We start from the raw sequence: 15,949 nt of genomic DNA, 5'->3' as shown, positions 1-15,949 counted from the left end.
CTCCCCGCCCGACACCCGCGACGCGATCGAGTCACTGGGCTACCGGGGAGCTCACCAGAACCTGCCACGGATGCACGGCTGGGCCGGTGAGGCCGAGGAGACGCCCTGGTCCGGAGTCAGATCCTGCCGGAGGCCCGTCCGAGTCCTTCGACGAAGGCGGCGATCCGGGCCAGGGCCTCCTCCAGGCGGTCCGGCGGGACCGTGTACGAGATGCGGGCGTGGTGGGGTGCGGCGAAGTCGGCGCCGGGGACCACTGCGACGCCGGCCTCCGCGAGGAGGAGTTCCGCGAAGTCTGCCGCTGAGGTGATGGTGCGGTCCGCCGAGGTGCGGCCGTAGGTGCCGGAGACGTCGGCGAGGAGGAAGAAGGCGCCCGTGGGGTCTCCGTCGACCTTGATGCCGGGGGTGTCCGCGAGGGCCTTGATCGTGGTCAGGCGGCGGTCGTCCAGTTCGAGGCGGCGGCGTTCCAGCTCGGCGGTGAGGTCTGCGGTCAGGGCGCCGAGTGCCGCCTTCTGGGAGATCGAGGACGGGGCCGAGGCCGTGTGGCTCTGGATTGCCGTGATGGCCGCTGCCACGGGGGTGGGGGCCGCGACCCATCCGATGCGCCAGCCCGTCATGGCGAAGGTCTTGGAGACGCCGCCGATGGTGAGCGTGCGCGCGGCGGCTTCCGGGCCGAGGGCTGCGGTGGAGACGTGTGCGGCCTCGCCGAAAACCCAGTGGTCGCAGATCTCGTCGCTGATGATCGCCAGGTCGTGGTCGATCGCGACCTGGACGAGTCCGGCCAGTTCGGTCCGGTCGTAGACGACGCCGGAGGGGTTGGCCGGGTTGTTGAGGAGCAGGACCCTCGTGCGGTCCGTTACCGCCGCGCGCAGCTGGTCCGCGGTCACCTTCAGGCCGGCCTCGGGGCCGGGCTGGACGGGGACGAGGGCTCCTCCGGCCAGGGCCGCGAGGTGGGGGTAACTGACCCAGTAGGGAGCCGGGATGAGGATCTCGTCGCCCGGTTCGACAAGGGTGGTGAAGGCGTAGTGGAGGGCTTGTTTGGCGCCTGCCGTGATGACCACCTGGGCCGGCCCGTACGTCGTTCCGTGGCGGTTGATGAAGTCGGCCGTGGCCGCGCGGAGTTCGGGGATGCCTGCGGCCGGGGTGTAGCGGGTGAAGTCGGCGGTGACGGCGTCGAGGGCGGCCTGGACCGCGGGTTCGACGGTCGGGAAGGCCGGTTCTCCGCTCGTGAGGTTGATGACGTCGACCCCCTGGGCGATCAGCGCCTTCGCCCGGGCGTCCAGGGCGGCGGTCGCGGAGGGCGGGACCTGCGCCGCCCGCCGGGCCAGGCGGATGGGGCCGATCGCTTCGGGGGCGGACGTTCCAGTGCTCACGGGGTTCCTCGGGGTGGGGTTCGGTGCGGGTGCGTCGGGGTTCAGATGCGTACGCCGTAGGAGGCGACTACGGAGTCCTGGGCGCGGCGGAGTTCGGCCGAGCGGCTTACGGGGTCGCTGACTTCGGCGCAGCCGTCGCAGAAGCGGACGGTGGCGACGAAGGCATCGTTGCGAGCCCGGCGGAACTTGCGGATGGAGCGGCGAATGGACGACATGACATCCTCGATTCATAGATGAGTGTCTATGGATTGAGCATGACAGGATTCATAGATGTTCGTCAATGCTTTGGGTGTCGCATCCCGCCTCTCGGGCAGATCTGGACGCGGGAGGCTCCCATCGGCCAGATTGGGCGCATGATCGAGCCTGCACCTGCCGGGATGTCCACGTCCTGCTGCCCTGAGCCCATGACTGCCGCCGAAGCCGTGGACCTGGCAGCCGCGTTCAAGGCGCTGGCCGACCCGGTGCGGCTGCGGATCGCCAGCATCGTGGCCTGCTGCCCGGCCGGCGAGGTCTGCATGGGTGAGATCGCCGCATCGTTCTCCGTGTCGGGGCCGACGGTCAGCCATCACCTGAAGAAGCTGCGCGAGGCGGGCGTGCTGTCCTCCGAGCGACGGGCGAACGAGGTGTACTACCAGGTGCGTTCCGACCGCCTGGACGCCCTGATAGGCCAGCTTTCCGCCATGAAGCCGGTGGTCGGACAGGACGCCTGCGCCCTCCCCGCCTGACCGGCCGGCCCGGGAGAGGCCCCGGACATGGCTGCGGCCCGCCCCGGAGCAGGGGGCGGGCCGTTGCCGTCTGTTGCGTTGGCGCTCAGGCCAGGTGGATCAGAGCCACATCGGGGCGGTGTAGCCGAGGACGACCGCACCGGTGAAGAGGATGCCGACGACCAGGGCGACCACGCGCCAGCGGGCGATGAGGAGCATGCCGCTGATGGCGCCGACGCTGGTGCCCGCGCCGGTCATCAGGAAGGCGATCGCCGGGCCGGGGCCCATGCCGCCCTTCATCAGAGAGGCGATGAGCGGCAGCGAGCCGTCGGAGTTCAGGTAGACCGGGATGCCGATCAGCGCGGCGAGCGGGACGGAGTACCAGTTGCCGCCGCCGAGGTACTCGGTCAGGTAGCGGGTGGGGATCGAGTTGATGATCAGGAAGCCCAGGGTCGCGAAGCCAAGGAAGTAGAGCGCGAGGCGCTTGCTGGTGATCATGAGCTCGTTGCCGAACTCGTCGAGCTTCCAGCGCTTGACCAGGCCGGTCTCGACCGGCGCGGGGGCCGGCGCCGGGGCGATGGGCCGGTTGAGCAGAGCCGTACGGGCCAGGCCACCGCCACCGCCGGAGCCGATCGGGGCGCTCACGCCGCCACCACCCGAGATGTCGTCCTCGGCGTCACCACTGGTGCAGCAGCTCTCTTCGGCCTTCTTCTCGGCCTCGGTGGAGGTCAGGCGGGCCTGACCGTCGAGCCAGCCGGTCTTTTCGATGAGCCAGGTGATGGCGCCGGCGAAGAAGCCGAGGATGATCGCGGCCACGAAGAACGTCACGGCGAAGTCCGGGCCGAACAAGCCTATGGAGTAGACGAGCTCCTCCGGGCTGGTCAGCGGCGAGGCGACCATGAAGGTCACGACGGGGGCCCAGGGAACGCTGGAGGCGAGGGCCCCCAGGACGACCGCGGTGGTGCCGCAGGAGCAGAACGGGGTGAGCGTCGCGAGGACGACGGCCCCGATGACCGCCCAGAGCGTCTTGCGCCGCAGCCAAGAGGAGAGCCGCTCCGCGCCGATGTACACCGGGATGGCCGAGGCCACGATGACGCTGATCAGCAGGAAGGGCCAGTTCGCCGCAAGGGTGTGGCCGACGTCCTGGGCTGTCTTGCCCAGGACGTCAAGGACGGTGTCGAACACGGAAGGCTCCAACTCAACTCATAGACGGCTGTCGATGGGTTGAACTCTGTCGGATTCATAGATGACTGTCAATGCGTTAGGGGAACAATCCATAGATGGCCGTCGTTGGATCAGGTATGCCTACGCCCATCTCGGAGCTCTGCTGCTCCCCCGTGCTTGCCGGCCCCCTCACCCCGGAGGCGGCCGATGACCTCGCGGCCGCGCTGAAGGTCGTCGCGGACTCCACCCGGCTCCGCCTGCTCGGGCTGATCCGCACCCAAGCGGGCGGCGAGGCGTGCACCTGCGACCTCACCGAGCCGCTGGGACTGACCCAGCCGACGGTCACGCACCACCTCAAGGTGCTCTTCGAAGCCGGCTTCCTGGAGCGGGAGCGTCGCGGACGCCAGACGTACTACCGGATCGCGCCGGGCAGCATGACCGTGTTGTGCCAGGCGCTGGACCCCTCTCCGAAGCTGCTCTCCGCCTGACCCAACTCGTTTGAGCCAAGGGCCGGTTGTCTTCACGCCACGCGTGGGAAACCGGTCCTTCGTCCTGTTCAGGCATGAGGCTGCCGGGCGCGCTTCCTGCCAGCAGTGATCTCTTCCACACCCTGGGTGACCTCGGACAGACTCATGACACCGGGAGGGCGACAAGCCCCCGGGGACCACCGGAACCGGCCAGCAGGCCGCCGGTCACCAAAAGACCACTGCCATTCCAAGGGGATAGCCATGTCTGTTTCGCGTACCTCGATGAGCCTTGCCGCCGCCGTCCTGGTGTCCGTGATCGGGCTTGGTTCCGCCTCTGCCCTGAGCTCTTCGGCGCTCGGCTCCCTGGCCGGCGCCGGCTGGGACACCGCCCCGAACGGCGCCGGCTGGGACACCGCCCCTGTGACGCTGGCCGGCGCCGGCTGGGACACCGCCCCCGTGACGCTGGCCGGCGCCGGCTGGGACTCCGCCCCCATCAACCCCTCCACCAACGGCGCCGGCTGGGACTGATCCCCGGCCCGCACCCGCACCGCACCCCCGTTGACCCGGCCCACACCCCAGAGCCGCCCCCACCCGAGGAGAAGAAAGATGAGCACCACTTGCTGCAGCGCCACCACTGAGGAGCCGGTCCCGGCGCTCGTGGTGCTGGAAGCGCCGGCCACCGGCTGCTGCTCGGCCCCCGAGGCCGCCGAGGCCCCCGAAGCCCCCGAAGCCGCCGAGCAGGAGGAGTCCTCCTGCTGCGGTACGGCGGAGGAGGCCGCACCCGCGAAGGCCGAGGAGCCCTCCGGCTGCTGCGGCCCGGCCCCCGAGCCGGAGCCCGCCCAGGCCACCGGCTGCTGCGGTCCCGCCAAGCCCGAGCCCGTCTCCTGCTGCGGCTCCACCGAGCAGGAGGACCCGGCCGATGTGCGCACCGGCCTCTCTCTCGATGACGCCGTCGCGGCCCTCGGCGGCAGCGTTCCGCAGGCCACCGACCCCGCGCCGTACGTGCTCCCGCACTGGCTCAAGGCCACCGAGGCCAGCCTCGAAGGCTCCAAGCCCTGGTACACCGTGGCCGACCGCGGCGAGGGCGAGCTCGCCTTCCTGCCGGGCTTCCTCTTCGACGCCGACCCGATCGTGGACGCCGACCCGCGCACCTACCTGGGCTGGCAGCCCAAGAACGGCGCGGTCGCCTGCTGCTCGGCCACGTCCTGCTGCGACTCGACCAACGACACCGTCGAGGCGCTCGGCACCGAGGCCTTCTTCCCGGCACTGCTCCTCGGCTCCCCGCTCGGCTACCGCTCCGAGGCCTCTGCCTCGGTCGAGGATCCGCTGCTGGTCGCGGACCTGATCGACCGCATCGTCCCGGCCGCCGCCGAGGCAGGCGTACGGTCGATCGTCGCGCCCTGGCTGCACGACAGCCCGTACAGCGAGGTCCTCGCGCTCGCCCTCCAGGCGTACGGCGGCGACATCGCCTTCCACGGCGAGAACAACCTCCTCGACCTCCAGCACGACAGCTACGACGCGTACCTCGCCTCCCTCCCGGCCCGCAAGCGGCGCCGTGTGAAGGAGGACCGCGACCGCGCGGCGAACTCGGGCACCCGCATCGAGCGCAAGGACCGCGAGGAGCTGCGTCCGCTCGTCGGCCGCATCTCCGAGCTGATCACCCAGAACCGGCAGAAGTACGGAGGCGGCGAGGACGAGGCGCACATCGGCGCCCTGCTCAGTGCGCTCGTCGAGGGCGAGGCGGATGTCCGCGCCTACCTCGCCTACAAGGACGACGAGGTCGCCGCCGTCTCGGTGACCGTCCGCCAGGGCAAGCGCCTGTTCGTGAAGTGGGCCGGCTTCGACTACGAGGCGCTCGGCGAGCGCAGCGGCATCTACTTCGAGATCGTCCTGGACCGTCCGCTGCGCGACGCGTACGCCGAGGGCGTCACCTCCATCGAGGCGGGTCCGGGCGCCGACGAGGCCAAGCGGCTGCGCGGCTTCAAGCCCCGCCAGATCCGCTCGGCGATCCTGGTGACCGACGCGGCTCTGCGTCCCGAGGTCGCCAAGCTGCACGCCGCCTTCGGTGCGGCCCGCCGCGAGGCGCTCGGCGCGACCACGGAGGACGAGCCGACCACGGCGATCGGCCGCCTGAAGGCCAAGCTGCTCGGCGGCTCCGCCTACGAGCCGATCCAGCCCCTCCAGCCGGAGGGCGGCTGCTGCGGCTGACCCTTCATCCACATATCCACACCCCCCTGAGCAGGCCCGGTGCGCGATGCGCGCGCCGGGCCTGCCGGCTGTGCGGGCTCAGTCGGTCCAGCCGGCCTTGGACGCCAGGACGCCGGCCTCGAAGCGGCTGCGGGCGCCGAGGCGGGCCATCATGTCCGACATCATGCGGCGGGCGGTGCGCAGGCCGATGCCCAGCTTCTTGGCCGCGATCTCGTCGGTGGCGCCCTGGGTGAGCTGGCGCAGCAGCTCACGCTCCTGCGCCGTCAGGCCGGCCTCGTCGCGGTCGCGGGTGCTGCCGATGGGGGCGGCGCCCGCCCAGACCTGCTCGAAGAGGGACGCCAGCGCGGTCAGCACTCCGGGACCGGTCAGCTGGACCGCGCCCTTCTTGGTGTTGTTCGGGTCCACCGGCAGCAGTGCCACCTCGCGGTCGAAGAGCACCATGCGCAGGGGCAGGGCCGGCACGGTGCGGACTTCGCCGCCGTTGCCGTGGAGCCACTGGGCGTACTCGATGGTGGGGGTGTCGTTGCGGACGCTGTCCAGGTAGACGGTCAGGACCCGCACGCCCCGGCGCATCAGGTCCTCGTCGAGGGGCCGGCTGGCATCCAGGCTGGCCACGGACTGGGCTCCGCCGGGCATGAAGGACAGGCACTCGCTCGTGGACCGGTGGGCGAGCTCTTCGAGTCGGGCCTGGATGGCGTCGATGCCCTGGAGGTACTCGACACCGTGCCGCTCACCGGTCCGCAGCTCCGAGTACTCGCCCAGGAGCTTGCTGATGGCAGCCTGGCTTTCGGCGAACTGCTGCTGCTGCGCCAGCAGACTGGCCTGCTGGCGCTGGAGCAGCAACTGGAAGCCGAGGTCCGGGCTGACGGGTCTGAGTCCGCCGGGTGCCTGGAGGGAGCGTCTCAGGAGGTTCAGTTCGGCCAGCCGGTCCAGGGCTCCCCGTACGGACTCCTCCGGGCAGGCCAAGTGGACTGCGATTTCCGCAACGCCCCAGTCCTGCTGTGTCAGCATCAGCCGGTAGATCGACTCGGCCTCGGTATCCAGTCCCAAACTCGCCAGCACAGCGACCCCCCGCTTGATGTCTCATATATCGAGACGATCCTTCAACTCCATCGGCGGGGGCCGATCTTGGCAGGTCAGGGTCCTGCCCGACAAGGGATGTCCGCAGGCTGATCACGCACGCGGACGCTGTTCGGGTCCTCGCGGGCCGGGATTCCGGCCACTTTCAGGCAGGTGCCTGCCGGTCGCACTTCATGCCAGCGGGTAAGCCTTCCGCCCCCTCGGAATGCTCAGCAAACTGGTGATCACAGGGCAGCGGAGGTTCCCGGAAACGGAATCCGCAGCGCGTCGAGAACGCCCCCTGGACGAAGTGAAATCCACCCCCCACCACACGGAGGACAGCCATGCCCGCTGCGCGAAAAGCCCTGCGCCTGATGAACAGAGCCGCCGCGGTCATGCTGGGCTTCTCTCCCGCCGGCGGACACGGCTGCGGCCCCAAGTGCCGCCACACGGAGCTCTACGGCGCCGTCACCCAGGCCGAGGCCGACCAGCACGTGTGGTCTGTACCAGGACTTACCGCCCGGCCGGGAGGGCCCATGTTCATGGCCACCGCCACGCTCGTCGCAGCCCGCGAGAACGAGGCCGCGAAGCTGGAATCGGCCGTGGTCACGGACATTGTCTGGGCAGCGGCAATGCCGGACGACGACCTCGAACACGTCCACGCGAAGACGACTTCCGGACGCATCGAGCTGACGTTCTTCCACCGCACCACCAGCCTCGACGGCGCATTGTCCGCGGCGGCCGAGATTTGCCGCCGCGCGCTGAATTCCAGCCCCACCTTGGCGCAATGGCGAATTGCCGTCACCCCTCAGCTTCCCGACGCCATGCCCGGCTCGGGCACCGTACTCGCGTGACCCAGATCACACCCCAGCATCAGGAGTCCCACCCATGAGCGGTATCAACGACCCGCGCCTGAAGGCCGAGCAGCTCACCGTCGAGACCATCGACTCGATCGACCACGAGGTGAGGGTCCTCGGTTCCAAGAGCTACACCAACCGCCAGATCGCCATCGCGTCCCTGGCCGCCCTCGACGGCAAGACCGGCGTGATCGACGGCGCCCTCGTCTCCGACGACACCATCTACTTCGCCAACGCCGTCGCCTCCTTCGGACACGTCGGCGTCGAGATCGACCACGACAACTACCGCTTCACCCTCACCCCCACCGGCAAGCCGATGGTGGCCCCCGAGGACGACATCTTCGTCGGCGGCGCCGGCACCCCGCTGCGCTTCCTGATCTCGCTGGCGGGCCTCGCCGAGGGCATCACCACCATCACCGGCAACACCCGTATGCAGGAGCGCCCCTTCGGCGACCTGCTCGCGGCCCTGCCGGGCCTCGGCGTCCAGGCGGTCGCGGTACGCGGCAACGGCTCCCCGCCGATCCAGGTCACCGGCGGCAACTTCGTCGGCGGCAAGACCAGGATCTCCGGCGCCATCTCCTCCCAGTACACCTCCTCGATCCTGATCAGCTCGGTCCTCGCCCAGCAGGACACCGAGATCGAGATCGTCGACGAGCTGGTCTCCAAGCCGTACGTCGAGATGACGCTGGCCACCCTCGCCGAGCACGGCATCACCGTCGAGCGCGACGGCTACCGCAGCTTCAAGGTCCCGGCCGGCCAGTCCTTCAAGGGCGGCCACGCCGTCGTCGAGCCCGACGCCTCCGGCCTGTCGTACTTCATCGCCGCCGCGGCGATCCTCGGCGGCCGGGTCACCATCCCCGGCATCGGCTCCACCTCCCACCAGGGCGACGTCGGCCTCGCCGAGGTGCTGGGCCGGATGGGCGCCCACGTGGAGATCACCGAGAACTCCATCACCGTCAAGGGCGGCGAACTGCACGGCATCGAGGTCGACATGGACGCCATGCCCGACGTCGTCCCCTCGCTCGCGGCGGTCGCGGCCTTCGCCCAGGGCAAGACCCACATCACCAACATCGCCAGCCTGCGCGTCAAGGAGTGCGACCGCATCGCGGCCGTCACCACCGAGCTCCGCAAGATGGGCATCACCGTCGACGAGTACGACGACGCCATGACCATCCACGGCGGCACCCCGCACGGCGCGGTCATCGACACCTACGACGACCACCGCATCGCCATGACCTTCGCGATCATCGGCCTGCGCACCCCCGGCGTCGTCATCAACGACCCCGGCTGCGTCGCCAAGTCCTTCCCCGCCTTCTGGAACACCCTGGACACCCTGCGATGACCAGCGACAAGGCAACCAACGGGATCCTGCTCGTCCTCGACGGCTGGGGCCATGCCGCCCCCGGTCCCGGCAACGCACTCACCAACGCCCGCACCCCGGTCCTCGACGCCATCGCCGCCAAGCACCCCTCCACCGTCGTGGAGGCGTCCGGCGAGCACGTCGGGCTCCTGCCCGGGACCGTCGGGAACTCCGAGATCGGCCACATGGTCATCGGCGCCGGCCGTCCGCTCGACTACGACAGCGTCCTGGTCCAGCGGCAGATCGACAACGGCGCACTGGGCGACAACCCGCGCCTGACCGAAGCCCTCGACCGACTGGCGTCCAACGGCGGCGCCCTCCACCTGGTCGGCCAGGCCTCCGACGGAATGATCCACTCCCACGTCGACCACCTCCACGCGCTCCTGTCCATCGCGGCGTCCCGCGGTGTGAAGCGCGTCTGGGTGCACGCCATCACCGACGGCCGCGACGTCGCCGACCGCACCGCCGGGCACTACCTGGCCCGCGTCGAGGAGTTCTTCGCCGCCACCGGCGTCGGGGCCCTGGCCACCGTCTCCGGCCGCGGCTACGGCCTCGACAAGAGCGGCGACCTGGAGCTGACCGCCAAGGTCAGCGAGGCCATCGCCGACGGCAAGGGCGCCACCGCCCGCGACTACGGGCAGATACTGGCCGGTGCCGAGAACGGGGACGTGTGGGTCACCCCCACCGTCCTCACCGACGCCGACGGAGAGCCGCTCGCCGCCGTCCGCGACGGGGACACCGTCCTGTTCACCAACTTCCGCAGCGACCGCATCCAGCAGCTCGCGGACGACCTGGTCCAGATCCTGACCGACGCGGACGTCGACGTCCTGTCCCTGACCCAGTACGACACCCGGGCGGACATCCCCGCCCTCGTCGGCCGGGCGGACGCCTCCGGCGGCCTGGCCGACGTGCTCGAATCGCACGGCCTGCGCTCCGTACGCATCGCGGAGCAGGAGAAGTTCGAGCACGTCACCTACTACGTCAACGGCCGCGACGACCGCGTCCGCGAGGTCGAGGAGCACGTCCGCATCACCGCGGACACCGCCCCCGACTACGTCGCCCGACCCGAGATGAACCTCGGCCGGGTCACCGACGCCATCACCGCCGCCGCCCGGCGTGACGACGTGGCACTCGTGATCGCCAACCTCGCCAACATCGACGTCGTCGGCCACACCGGCGACCACGACGCCACGGTCAAGGCCGCCGAGCACACCGACCGCGAGGTCGAGAAGATCCTGACCGCCGCGGCGGCCACCGGGCGCTGGGTGCTGCTCGTGGGCGACCACGGCAACGCGGAGCGCATGTCCAAGCCCGGCCCCGACGGCACCCCGCTCCCGTACGGCGGTCACACGACCAATCCCGTACCCGCGGTCGTCGTCCCGGCGCCCGGACAGCTCACCGGCGAGCGCCTCGCCGAGGGCGGCAGCCTCGCCGACATCGCGCCCACCGTCCTCCACCTGCTGGGCCGCCCGAACGGCCCCGCCATGACCGGCCGGAGTCTGCTGTGACCGCAACCGCGATCAGCCCCCTCGCCCACTCGATCCCGGACGGTTCCGCCTTCGCCCCCGCCTTCGCCGACGACGCGGCCGTACGCGCCGTGGACGCCGGCAGCCCCGGCCTGGAGGCGTACGTCGCCAGTGCCGCCGACGGCAGGGCGCACGTCCTGACCGTGCGCAACGGCACCGATGCCGAGCAGGAGCTCTTCCCCGAGGCGCTGCTGCCGGCGGGCGACGGCCCGCTGCTCTTCCTCGGCGGCGCCTCCACCACCAGCGAGCAGGACGGTCGGCTCGTCGCCCGCCTCGCCCCGTACGGCCACGTCCGCCTCGGGCGGATCACGCACGAAGACAAGCCCACCCACACGACACAGGAGCAGCCCGCATGACCACCGCCACCGGCCCCCGGCCGCGCATCGCGCTGATCGGCGACCACGGCAAGTCCCCCGCCCACGCCCGGCTCGACACCTTCCGCGCCGAACTGGCCGTGGACACCGAGTGGGTGCCCAGCGAGACCATCACCGGGCCCGAGTCCCTGGAGGGCTTCCACGGGATCTGGGTCGTGCCCGGGTCCCCGTACGAGAACAAGGACGGGGTGCTGTCCGCCGTCCGGTACGCCCGCGAGAACGGCATCCCCTACCTGGGTACGTGCGGGGGCTTCCAGCACGCGCTGATCGAGTACGCCCGTACCGTCGTCGGCCTGACCGACGCGGACGACGTCCAGTACGACCCGCAGGCGCCGACCCCGCTGATCGTGCCGCTCACCTGCTGCCTGGCGGGGGAGCAGGCACCGCTCCTGCTCACCGCGGGCAGCAGGCTCGCCGCGGTCTACGACGGGGCCGAGCGGACCACCGAGACGTACCACTGCAAGTACGGCCTGAACTCCGACTTCGTCGAGCGCCTGGCCGACGCGGGTGTGCTGTTCAGCGGTTGGGACACCGAAGGCGCGCCCCGGGCGGCCGAGGTCCCCGGTCACCCGTTCTTCATCGGCACGCTGTTCCAGCCTGAGTTGGTCTCCGGCCCCGGCAACGTCCACCCGCTGATCGAGGCGTTCGCGGCCGAAGTGGCCGCCCGTGCGGTCGTCGCGGCCTGACGTCTACGGCTGCTGCTCCGCGTCGCCCCAGATGAGGGCGTCGAGCACGTCGCGCCGGTCGGGCGCGACCGCGTACCAGGCCCAGATACCACGCTTCCTGCGGGTGACCAGGCCGGCGGTCGAGAGGACCTTCATGTGCTGACTGACCGTGGACTGGGCCAGACCCAGGAGCGGCGTCAGGTCACAGACGCACGCCTCGCCGTCGGGAGCGGCCAGCAGGACGCTGAGGATCTGCAGGCGCGTCGGATCGGAGAGGCCCTTCAGGGTTCGCGCGAGGACCTCCGCCCGCTCCCTGGGCAGCGGATCCACTTCGAGGGGCGGCCCACAGGTCGGATCCTCGTCGATGAACGCCAGGAGCCGAGGGGGCTGCCCGGTCACCTGTTCTACGGACATACAGGTCAGCCTACGTCCACGGGCTGAACGCCCAAGTCGAAGATCGTTCTGTTCACTCATTGTTGGCCGGTAATTAAGCCGGATCCCGACCACCCCCCGGCCCCGTCCCGGCAGGTGGGTGCCGCACGCGGTTCATGCCACACGGAACCTCTTCTCCGGCACCCTCCCGCCGATCAGAATCCTGATCACCAGGGTGGCCCGACCTCCACCCACCCGTAATCCACCCATCGTTCACCAGCAAAGGCACCGCCATGTCTGCCATGACCACCACGCCCGACCGCGCTCCGTCGCTCCTCACCGGAAAGCAGAAGCGGGCCGGCGTCGCCGCGTCCGCCGCGCTGCTCCTCGCCACCGTGCTCACGGGCTGCGCGGGCTCCGCCCAGGCCGACTCCTCCGCGCTGCAGGCCAGCGGATCCACCACCGTCGCCCCCGTCGCGTCGGACGCCGCCGAGGCCCTCAAGGGACGCGGCCTGAAGATCACGGTCGCCACCCAGGGCGGTTCGGCCGGCGGCATCTCCCAGCTCGGCGCCAAGCAGATCCAGGTGGCGCTGAGTTCGAAGCCGCTGTCCGACGAGGACAAGAAGACCTACCCCGACACCGACTTCGTCACGACGCAGATCGGCGCCGACGCGGTCGGCATGATCATCACCAAGGAGGTCTCCGACGGCGGCGTCAAGAGCCTCACCAAGGAGCAGGTGAAGGGCCTCTTCGAGGGGACGATCACCAACTGGAAGCAGGTCGGCGGCCCGGACCTGAACGTCTTCGTCTACGACAAGGAGCCCGGTCGCGGTACCCGCGAGGTGCTCGACAAGTTCGTCTACGGCAAGGGGAAGCCCCCGCTGCCGCCGCAGTCCGCCAACTACGCCGTCGTCGGCGGCAATCTGGAGACCCGCAACAAGCTGGAGTCCACCCGCGGCGCCATCGCGCCCCTGTCGACCGGCTTCATCGAAGGCCGTGCCGGTCTCGTCGCCGTGCCCCTGGACGGCGTCGCCCCGACCCTCGAGAACGTCGCGTCCTCCAAGTACCCGATGACCCGGCCGCTGTTCATGATCACTGACGGGCAGCCCAAGGGCTCCGTCAAGGAGTACATCGACTACCTGCTCTCGACCGAGGGCCAGAAGCTCCTCCCGGTGCACGGCTACCTGACCCGTCAGCAGATGGGTCTCTGACCGTGAGCGTCACGCTGGAGCGCCCGGTCGAGGCCGAGGCGCCCGGCCCCACAGCGTCGCGGCCGCCCGCCCACGGCGGCCGCCCGCGGCGGGCGAGATGGGTGTGGGGATGGGTGTACACCGGGATGTTCTCGGTGGTCCTCGTCCTGGCGGTGCTGATCGGATATCTCACGACCGGCATCACGAGCGGTGACGTCGACTGGCTCAACCTGGTCTCCGACCCGTCCTGGAGCCCGGTCAACGGGGCCTTCGGCGCCCTGTCCATGATCTACGGCTCGGCGGTCGTGTGCGTCCTGGCGCTGCTGCTGGCCGTGCCGGTCGGCTGGTCAGCGGCCATCGCCCTGTCGGAGTACCTGCCCCCGCGCTTCGCCCGGCCCCTGCGGCTGAGCGTGGAGCTGCTGGCGGCGGTCCCCTCCATCGTCTACGGCCTCATCGGCATCATGGTCATCCGGCCGTTCGTCTCGATGCTGGGCGGAGTGCCGGGCGGCGACAGCCTGCTCGCCGCCGGCATCGTCCTCGCCGTGATGATCATGCCGACCATCGTGGCGGTCAGCGTGGACGCCCTGTCGGCCGTCCCCGCCCGCTACCGGGAGGCCGCCTACTCCCTCGGCCTGACCCGCCGTGAGGTCGTACGGTCGGCCGTACTGCCGCAGGCCCGGGCGGGCATGCGCGCCGGCGTCCTGCTCGGCCTGGCCCGGGGACTCGGCGAGGCCATCGCGGTCTTCATGGTCATCGGCCGTGCCGACGGAAGGCTCCCGGCGTCCCCCGGAGACTTCTTCGACTCCCTGGTCCGCCCCGGCCAGACCCTGACCACCAAGCTGGCCGGCCCGGAACCGATGCTCGCGGGCACCTCCGGCCCCTACTTCGCTGCGCTGTGCGCCCTGGGCGTCATCCTGCTCCTCCTGGTGGCCGCAGCGACCGTATGGGGCACCCGGAAGTCCTCGTACCGTCCCGCCAAGCGTGGCCTGCGCGGCCTGAGCGGCCACAGGGCCGCCGCCACCCGCCTGCGCATCCCGCGCGACCGGCTCACGACAATGCTGCGGATGGGCGCCCTGGCACTGCCGGGAGCCCTCCTCCTCGGCATGCTCGCCATCCTCCTGACCCGGGGCGGCTCCGCACTCGACCCGGCCTTCTGGTTCTCACCGTCCGCGGGCGCCGCCGGCGGAGGCGTACGCGACCAGATCCTCGGCACGCTCCTGCTCCTGGCGACCACGGCCCTGATCGCCCTGCCCCTCGGCTACGCGGCAGGCGTCCTGATCGGCACCCGGGCGACCGGGAAGACCGCACGCGTACTGGAAACCGTCACGGTTGCCATCGGTGGAACTCCCACCATCCTGCTGGGCCTTGCCGGCTACGTGCTGTTCTGCTCCGCCATGGGATGGGGCCGGTCCTGGCTGGCCGGAGCCATCGTCCTGGTGCCCGTGGTCGTACCGGTCATCGCCCTCACGACGGCGGGGCGCATCCGGAGCATGCCGCCCGAGATCACCGAGAGCGCCCTGGCCCTCGGCCTGACCCGCGCCCAGTACATCCGCTCCGTGGTCATCCCCTACACCTGGCCGGCCACGCTCACCGGCCTGCTGCTCGGACTGGCCCGCGCGGCCGGCGAGACTGCACCGCTGATCTTCACCGCCACGGTGTTCTTCGGAGCGCCCGCCGTGCCGACGGGAATCGTCAACTCCCCGGTGCAGGCGCTGCCGACGCACATCTTCACCCTGTCCCAGGACTCGGGCGCCCCGGAGGCGATCACCCAGGCGTGGGGCAGCGCCCTGGTCCTGGTGCTGATCACCGCAGCACTTCTCAGCCTGGCGGTGGCCCTGCGCAACCGCTTCGAAGGAGCACGACGATGGACCACGTGATATCCGTCCGCGACCTGCGGGTCCTCGACGGCAAGAAGACCTTGGTCGGCCCCGTCACCTTCGACCTGACCCAAGGTTCCACCACGGGCTTGTGCGGCCCCTCCGGCGCCGGCAAGTCGACGGTGCTGCGCGCCCTGGTCGACCTGCTGCCCCACGGCCTCACCCGCGACGGCCACCTGGAGGTACTGGGACGCCCCTTCCGCCACCGCAAGGGCGACTCCGGCCTGCGGAGCACGGTCGTCCTGGTGCCGCAGACGCCCGTGGTCTTCGGCGGAAGCGTCCTGGACAACGCCCTCTTCGGGCTGCGGCACGTGGTGCGCGCGTCCCGGTCCGAGCTGCACGACCGGGTGGAGCAGGCCCTGAAGGAAGCCGGCCTGTGGAACGAGGTCTGCAACCGACTGGACTCGCCTGCCCAGTCGCTCTCCAACGGCCAGCGCCAGCGCCTTTGTCTGGCCCGCGCCCTGGCCCTGGAGCCGGCGGCCCTCCTGCTGGACGAGCCCACCAGCGCGCTCGACGAGCGGAGCCGGGACACGGTCGAGGAGTCGGTGGCCGCCCTGCGGGGCAACCGCACGGTCCTCCTCGTCTCGCACGACCCGGCGCAGGTGGAGCGGCTCTGCGACCGCACGGTCCGGCTGGAGCTGCCGGAGACCCTGACGTGCTCGCCGGCGGCAGCCGCCTGAGCACAGCGCACCTCAGCAGGAAGTGGGACCCGGGCCCGGGGGCGGGGGGGGCCGAAAACACACGCCCCCCCCCCCC

General features: G+C 70.8%; 17 protein-coding genes. 12 read left to right on the top strand and 5 right to left on the bottom strand.

Annotated elements, in window-relative coordinates; translation table 11 throughout:
- Positions 1-116: 116 nt before the first annotated feature.
- Positions 117-1,370: a pyridoxal phosphate-dependent aminotransferase gene (locus tag ABZY57_RS16035; protein WP_356512243.1), complete on the bottom strand. Its 1,254-nt coding sequence runs from the start codon at positions 1,368-1,370 to the stop codon at positions 117-119.
- 41 nt (positions 1,371-1,411) lie between these two features.
- A complete protein-coding gene (locus tag ABZY57_RS16030) occupies positions 1,412-1,585 on the bottom strand; it encodes a hypothetical protein (RefSeq protein ID WP_356512241.1) in 174 nt (57 codons plus the stop codon).
- Between the two features lie 189 nt (positions 1,586-1,774).
- Between ABZY57_RS16030 and ABZY57_RS16025 the strand changes: the two genes are divergently transcribed.
- Positions 1,775-2,095 carry a metalloregulator ArsR/SmtB family transcription factor gene (locus ABZY57_RS16025; RefSeq protein ID WP_356512239.1) on the top strand — a complete coding sequence of 107 codons (321 nt, stop codon included), beginning with the start codon at positions 1,775-1,777 and terminating at the stop codon, positions 2,093-2,095.
- A 99-nt stretch (positions 2,096-2,194) separates the two neighbouring features.
- On the opposite strand, the gene ABZY57_RS16020 is transcribed toward ABZY57_RS16025, so the two are convergent.
- Positions 2,195-3,259 (bottom strand): permease, encoded by a 1,065-nt coding sequence (locus ABZY57_RS16020; RefSeq protein WP_356512237.1) that lies wholly within the window; start codon positions 3,257-3,259, stop codon positions 2,195-2,197.
- 116 nt (positions 3,260-3,375) lie between these two features.
- On the opposite strand from ABZY57_RS16020, the gene ABZY57_RS16015 reads away from it, so the two are divergent.
- From ABZY57_RS16015 to ABZY57_RS16005, 3 genes are all read left to right on the top strand, one after another.
- On the top strand, positions 3,376-3,726 hold the full coding sequence (locus tag ABZY57_RS16015) for a metalloregulator ArsR/SmtB family transcription factor (protein ID WP_356512235.1): 351 nt from the start codon (positions 3,376-3,378) through the stop codon (positions 3,724-3,726).
- Positions 3,727-3,966: 240 nt separating this feature from the next.
- Positions 3,967-4,233 carry a hypothetical protein gene (locus tag ABZY57_RS16010; protein ID WP_356512233.1) on the top strand — a complete coding sequence of 89 codons (267 nt, stop codon included), beginning with the start codon at positions 3,967-3,969 and terminating at the stop codon, positions 4,231-4,233.
- A 78-nt stretch (positions 4,234-4,311) separates the two neighbouring features.
- Positions 4,312-5,913, top strand: coding sequence for a GNAT family N-acetyltransferase (locus ABZY57_RS16005; RefSeq protein ID WP_356512232.1), 1,602 nt, complete (start codon positions 4,312-4,314; stop codon positions 5,911-5,913).
- Positions 5,914-5,991: 78 nt separating this feature from the next.
- On the opposite strand, the gene ABZY57_RS16000 is transcribed toward ABZY57_RS16005, so the two are convergent.
- Complete coding sequence (locus ABZY57_RS16000; protein WP_356512230.1) at positions 5,992-6,963, bottom strand: helix-turn-helix transcriptional regulator; 972 nt, start codon at positions 6,961-6,963, stop codon at positions 5,992-5,994.
- 545 nt (positions 6,964-7,508) lie between these two features.
- On the opposite strand from ABZY57_RS16000, the gene ABZY57_RS15995 reads away from it, so the two are divergent.
- The 5 genes from ABZY57_RS15995 to ABZY57_RS15975 are packed head-to-tail and all read left to right on the top strand — an operon-like array spanning position 7,509 to position 11,775.
- Entirely contained in the window at positions 7,509-7,826 is a 318-nt protein-coding gene (locus tag ABZY57_RS15995) for a hypothetical protein (RefSeq protein ID WP_356512228.1), read from the top strand.
- 34 nt (positions 7,827-7,860) lie between these two features.
- A complete protein-coding gene (gene aroA / locus ABZY57_RS15990; RefSeq protein WP_356512226.1) occupies positions 7,861-9,171 on the top strand; it encodes a 3-phosphoshikimate 1-carboxyvinyltransferase in 1,311 nt (436 codons plus the stop codon).
- A complete protein-coding gene (gene gpmI / locus ABZY57_RS15985) occupies positions 9,168-10,697 on the top strand; it encodes a 2,3-bisphosphoglycerate-independent phosphoglycerate mutase (RefSeq protein ID WP_356512224.1) in 1,530 nt (509 codons plus the stop codon). The genes aroA and gpmI overlap by 4 nt, the downstream gene beginning before the upstream one ends.
- Positions 10,694-11,071 (top strand): hypothetical protein, encoded by a 378-nt coding sequence (locus tag ABZY57_RS15980; RefSeq protein ID WP_356512222.1) that lies wholly within the window; start codon positions 10,694-10,696, stop codon positions 11,069-11,071. The genes gpmI and ABZY57_RS15980 overlap by 4 nt, the downstream gene beginning before the upstream one ends.
- Entirely contained in the window at positions 11,068-11,775 is a 708-nt protein-coding gene (locus ABZY57_RS15975) for a hypothetical protein (protein ID WP_356512220.1), read from the top strand. Before ABZY57_RS15980 ends, ABZY57_RS15975 begins: the two co-directional genes overlap by 4 nt.
- A gap of 3 nt (positions 11,776-11,778) precedes the next feature.
- Here the strand turns inward: ABZY57_RS15975 and ABZY57_RS15970 are convergent, their stop codons facing one another.
- Complete coding sequence (locus ABZY57_RS15970) at positions 11,779-12,168, bottom strand: metalloregulator ArsR/SmtB family transcription factor (protein ID WP_356512218.1); 390 nt, start codon at positions 12,166-12,168, stop codon at positions 11,779-11,781.
- 260 nt (positions 12,169-12,428) lie between these two features.
- Between ABZY57_RS15970 and ABZY57_RS15965 the strand changes: the two genes are divergently transcribed.
- From ABZY57_RS15965 to ABZY57_RS15955, 3 genes are read left to right on the top strand one after another with little or no spacing between them, the layout of a single operon-like run.
- Positions 12,429-13,337 (top strand): phosphate ABC transporter substrate-binding protein, encoded by a 909-nt coding sequence (locus ABZY57_RS15965; protein WP_356512216.1) that lies wholly within the window; start codon positions 12,429-12,431, stop codon positions 13,335-13,337.
- Positions 13,338-13,339: 2 nt separating this feature from the next.
- Positions 13,340-15,193, top strand: coding sequence for a phosphate ABC transporter permease subunit PstC (gene pstC, locus ABZY57_RS15960; RefSeq protein WP_356512214.1), 1,854 nt, complete (start codon positions 13,340-13,342; stop codon positions 15,191-15,193).
- Positions 15,181-15,873 (top strand): ATP-binding cassette domain-containing protein, encoded by a 693-nt coding sequence (locus ABZY57_RS15955; RefSeq protein WP_356512212.1) that lies wholly within the window; start codon positions 15,181-15,183, stop codon positions 15,871-15,873. The genes pstC and ABZY57_RS15955 overlap by 13 nt, the downstream gene beginning before the upstream one ends.
- The last annotated feature ends 76 nt before the right edge of the window (positions 15,874-15,949 follow it).

Source organism: Streptomyces sp. NPDC006450 (genome assembly GCF_040612195.1).
In the GTDB taxonomy this organism is placed as follows: domain Bacteria; phylum Actinomycetota; class Actinomycetes; order Streptomycetales; family Streptomycetaceae; genus Streptomyces.
Note: the sequence above shows the minus strand (reverse complement) of the source record. Positions and strands in the feature narration are given on the sequence as shown.

What these genes read in the sequence shown, in the direction of transcription:
- ABZY57_RS16030 (WP_356512241.1), bottom strand. Translation starts at nt 1,585, where the DNA reads ATGTCGTCCATTCGCCGCTCCATCCGCAAGTTCCGCCGGGCTCGCAAC.
- ABZY57_RS16025 (WP_356512239.1), top strand. Translation starts at nt 1,775, where the DNA reads ATGACTGCCGCCGAAGCCGTGGACCTGGCAGCCGCGTTCAAGGCGCTG.
- ABZY57_RS16015 (WP_356512235.1), top strand. Translation starts at nt 3,376, where the DNA reads ATGCCTACGCCCATCTCGGAGCTCTGCTGCTCCCCCGTGCTTGCCGGC.
- ABZY57_RS16010 (WP_356512233.1), top strand. Translation starts at nt 3,967, where the DNA reads ATGTCTGTTTCGCGTACCTCGATGAGCCTTGCCGCCGCCGTCCTGGTG.
- ABZY57_RS16005 (WP_356512232.1), top strand. Translation starts at nt 4,312, where the DNA reads ATGAGCACCACTTGCTGCAGCGCCACCACTGAGGAGCCGGTCCCGGCG.
- ABZY57_RS15995 (WP_356512228.1), top strand. Translation starts at nt 7,509, where the DNA reads ATGTTCATGGCCACCGCCACGCTCGTCGCAGCCCGCGAGAACGAGGCC.
- aroA (WP_356512226.1), top strand. Translation starts at nt 7,861, where the DNA reads ATGAGCGGTATCAACGACCCGCGCCTGAAGGCCGAGCAGCTCACCGTC.
- gpmI (WP_356512224.1), top strand. Translation starts at nt 9,168, where the DNA reads ATGACCAGCGACAAGGCAACCAACGGGATCCTGCTCGTCCTCGACGGC.
- ABZY57_RS15975 (WP_356512220.1), top strand. Translation starts at nt 11,068, where the DNA reads ATGACCACCGCCACCGGCCCCCGGCCGCGCATCGCGCTGATCGGCGAC.
- ABZY57_RS15970 (WP_356512218.1), bottom strand. Translation starts at nt 12,168, where the DNA reads ATGTCCGTAGAACAGGTGACCGGGCAGCCCCCTCGGCTCCTGGCGTTC.
- ABZY57_RS15965 (WP_356512216.1), top strand. Translation starts at nt 12,429, where the DNA reads ATGACCACCACGCCCGACCGCGCTCCGTCGCTCCTCACCGGAAAGCAG.
- ABZY57_RS15955 (WP_356512212.1), top strand. Translation starts at nt 15,181, where the DNA reads ATGGACCACGTGATATCCGTCCGCGACCTGCGGGTCCTCGACGGCAAG.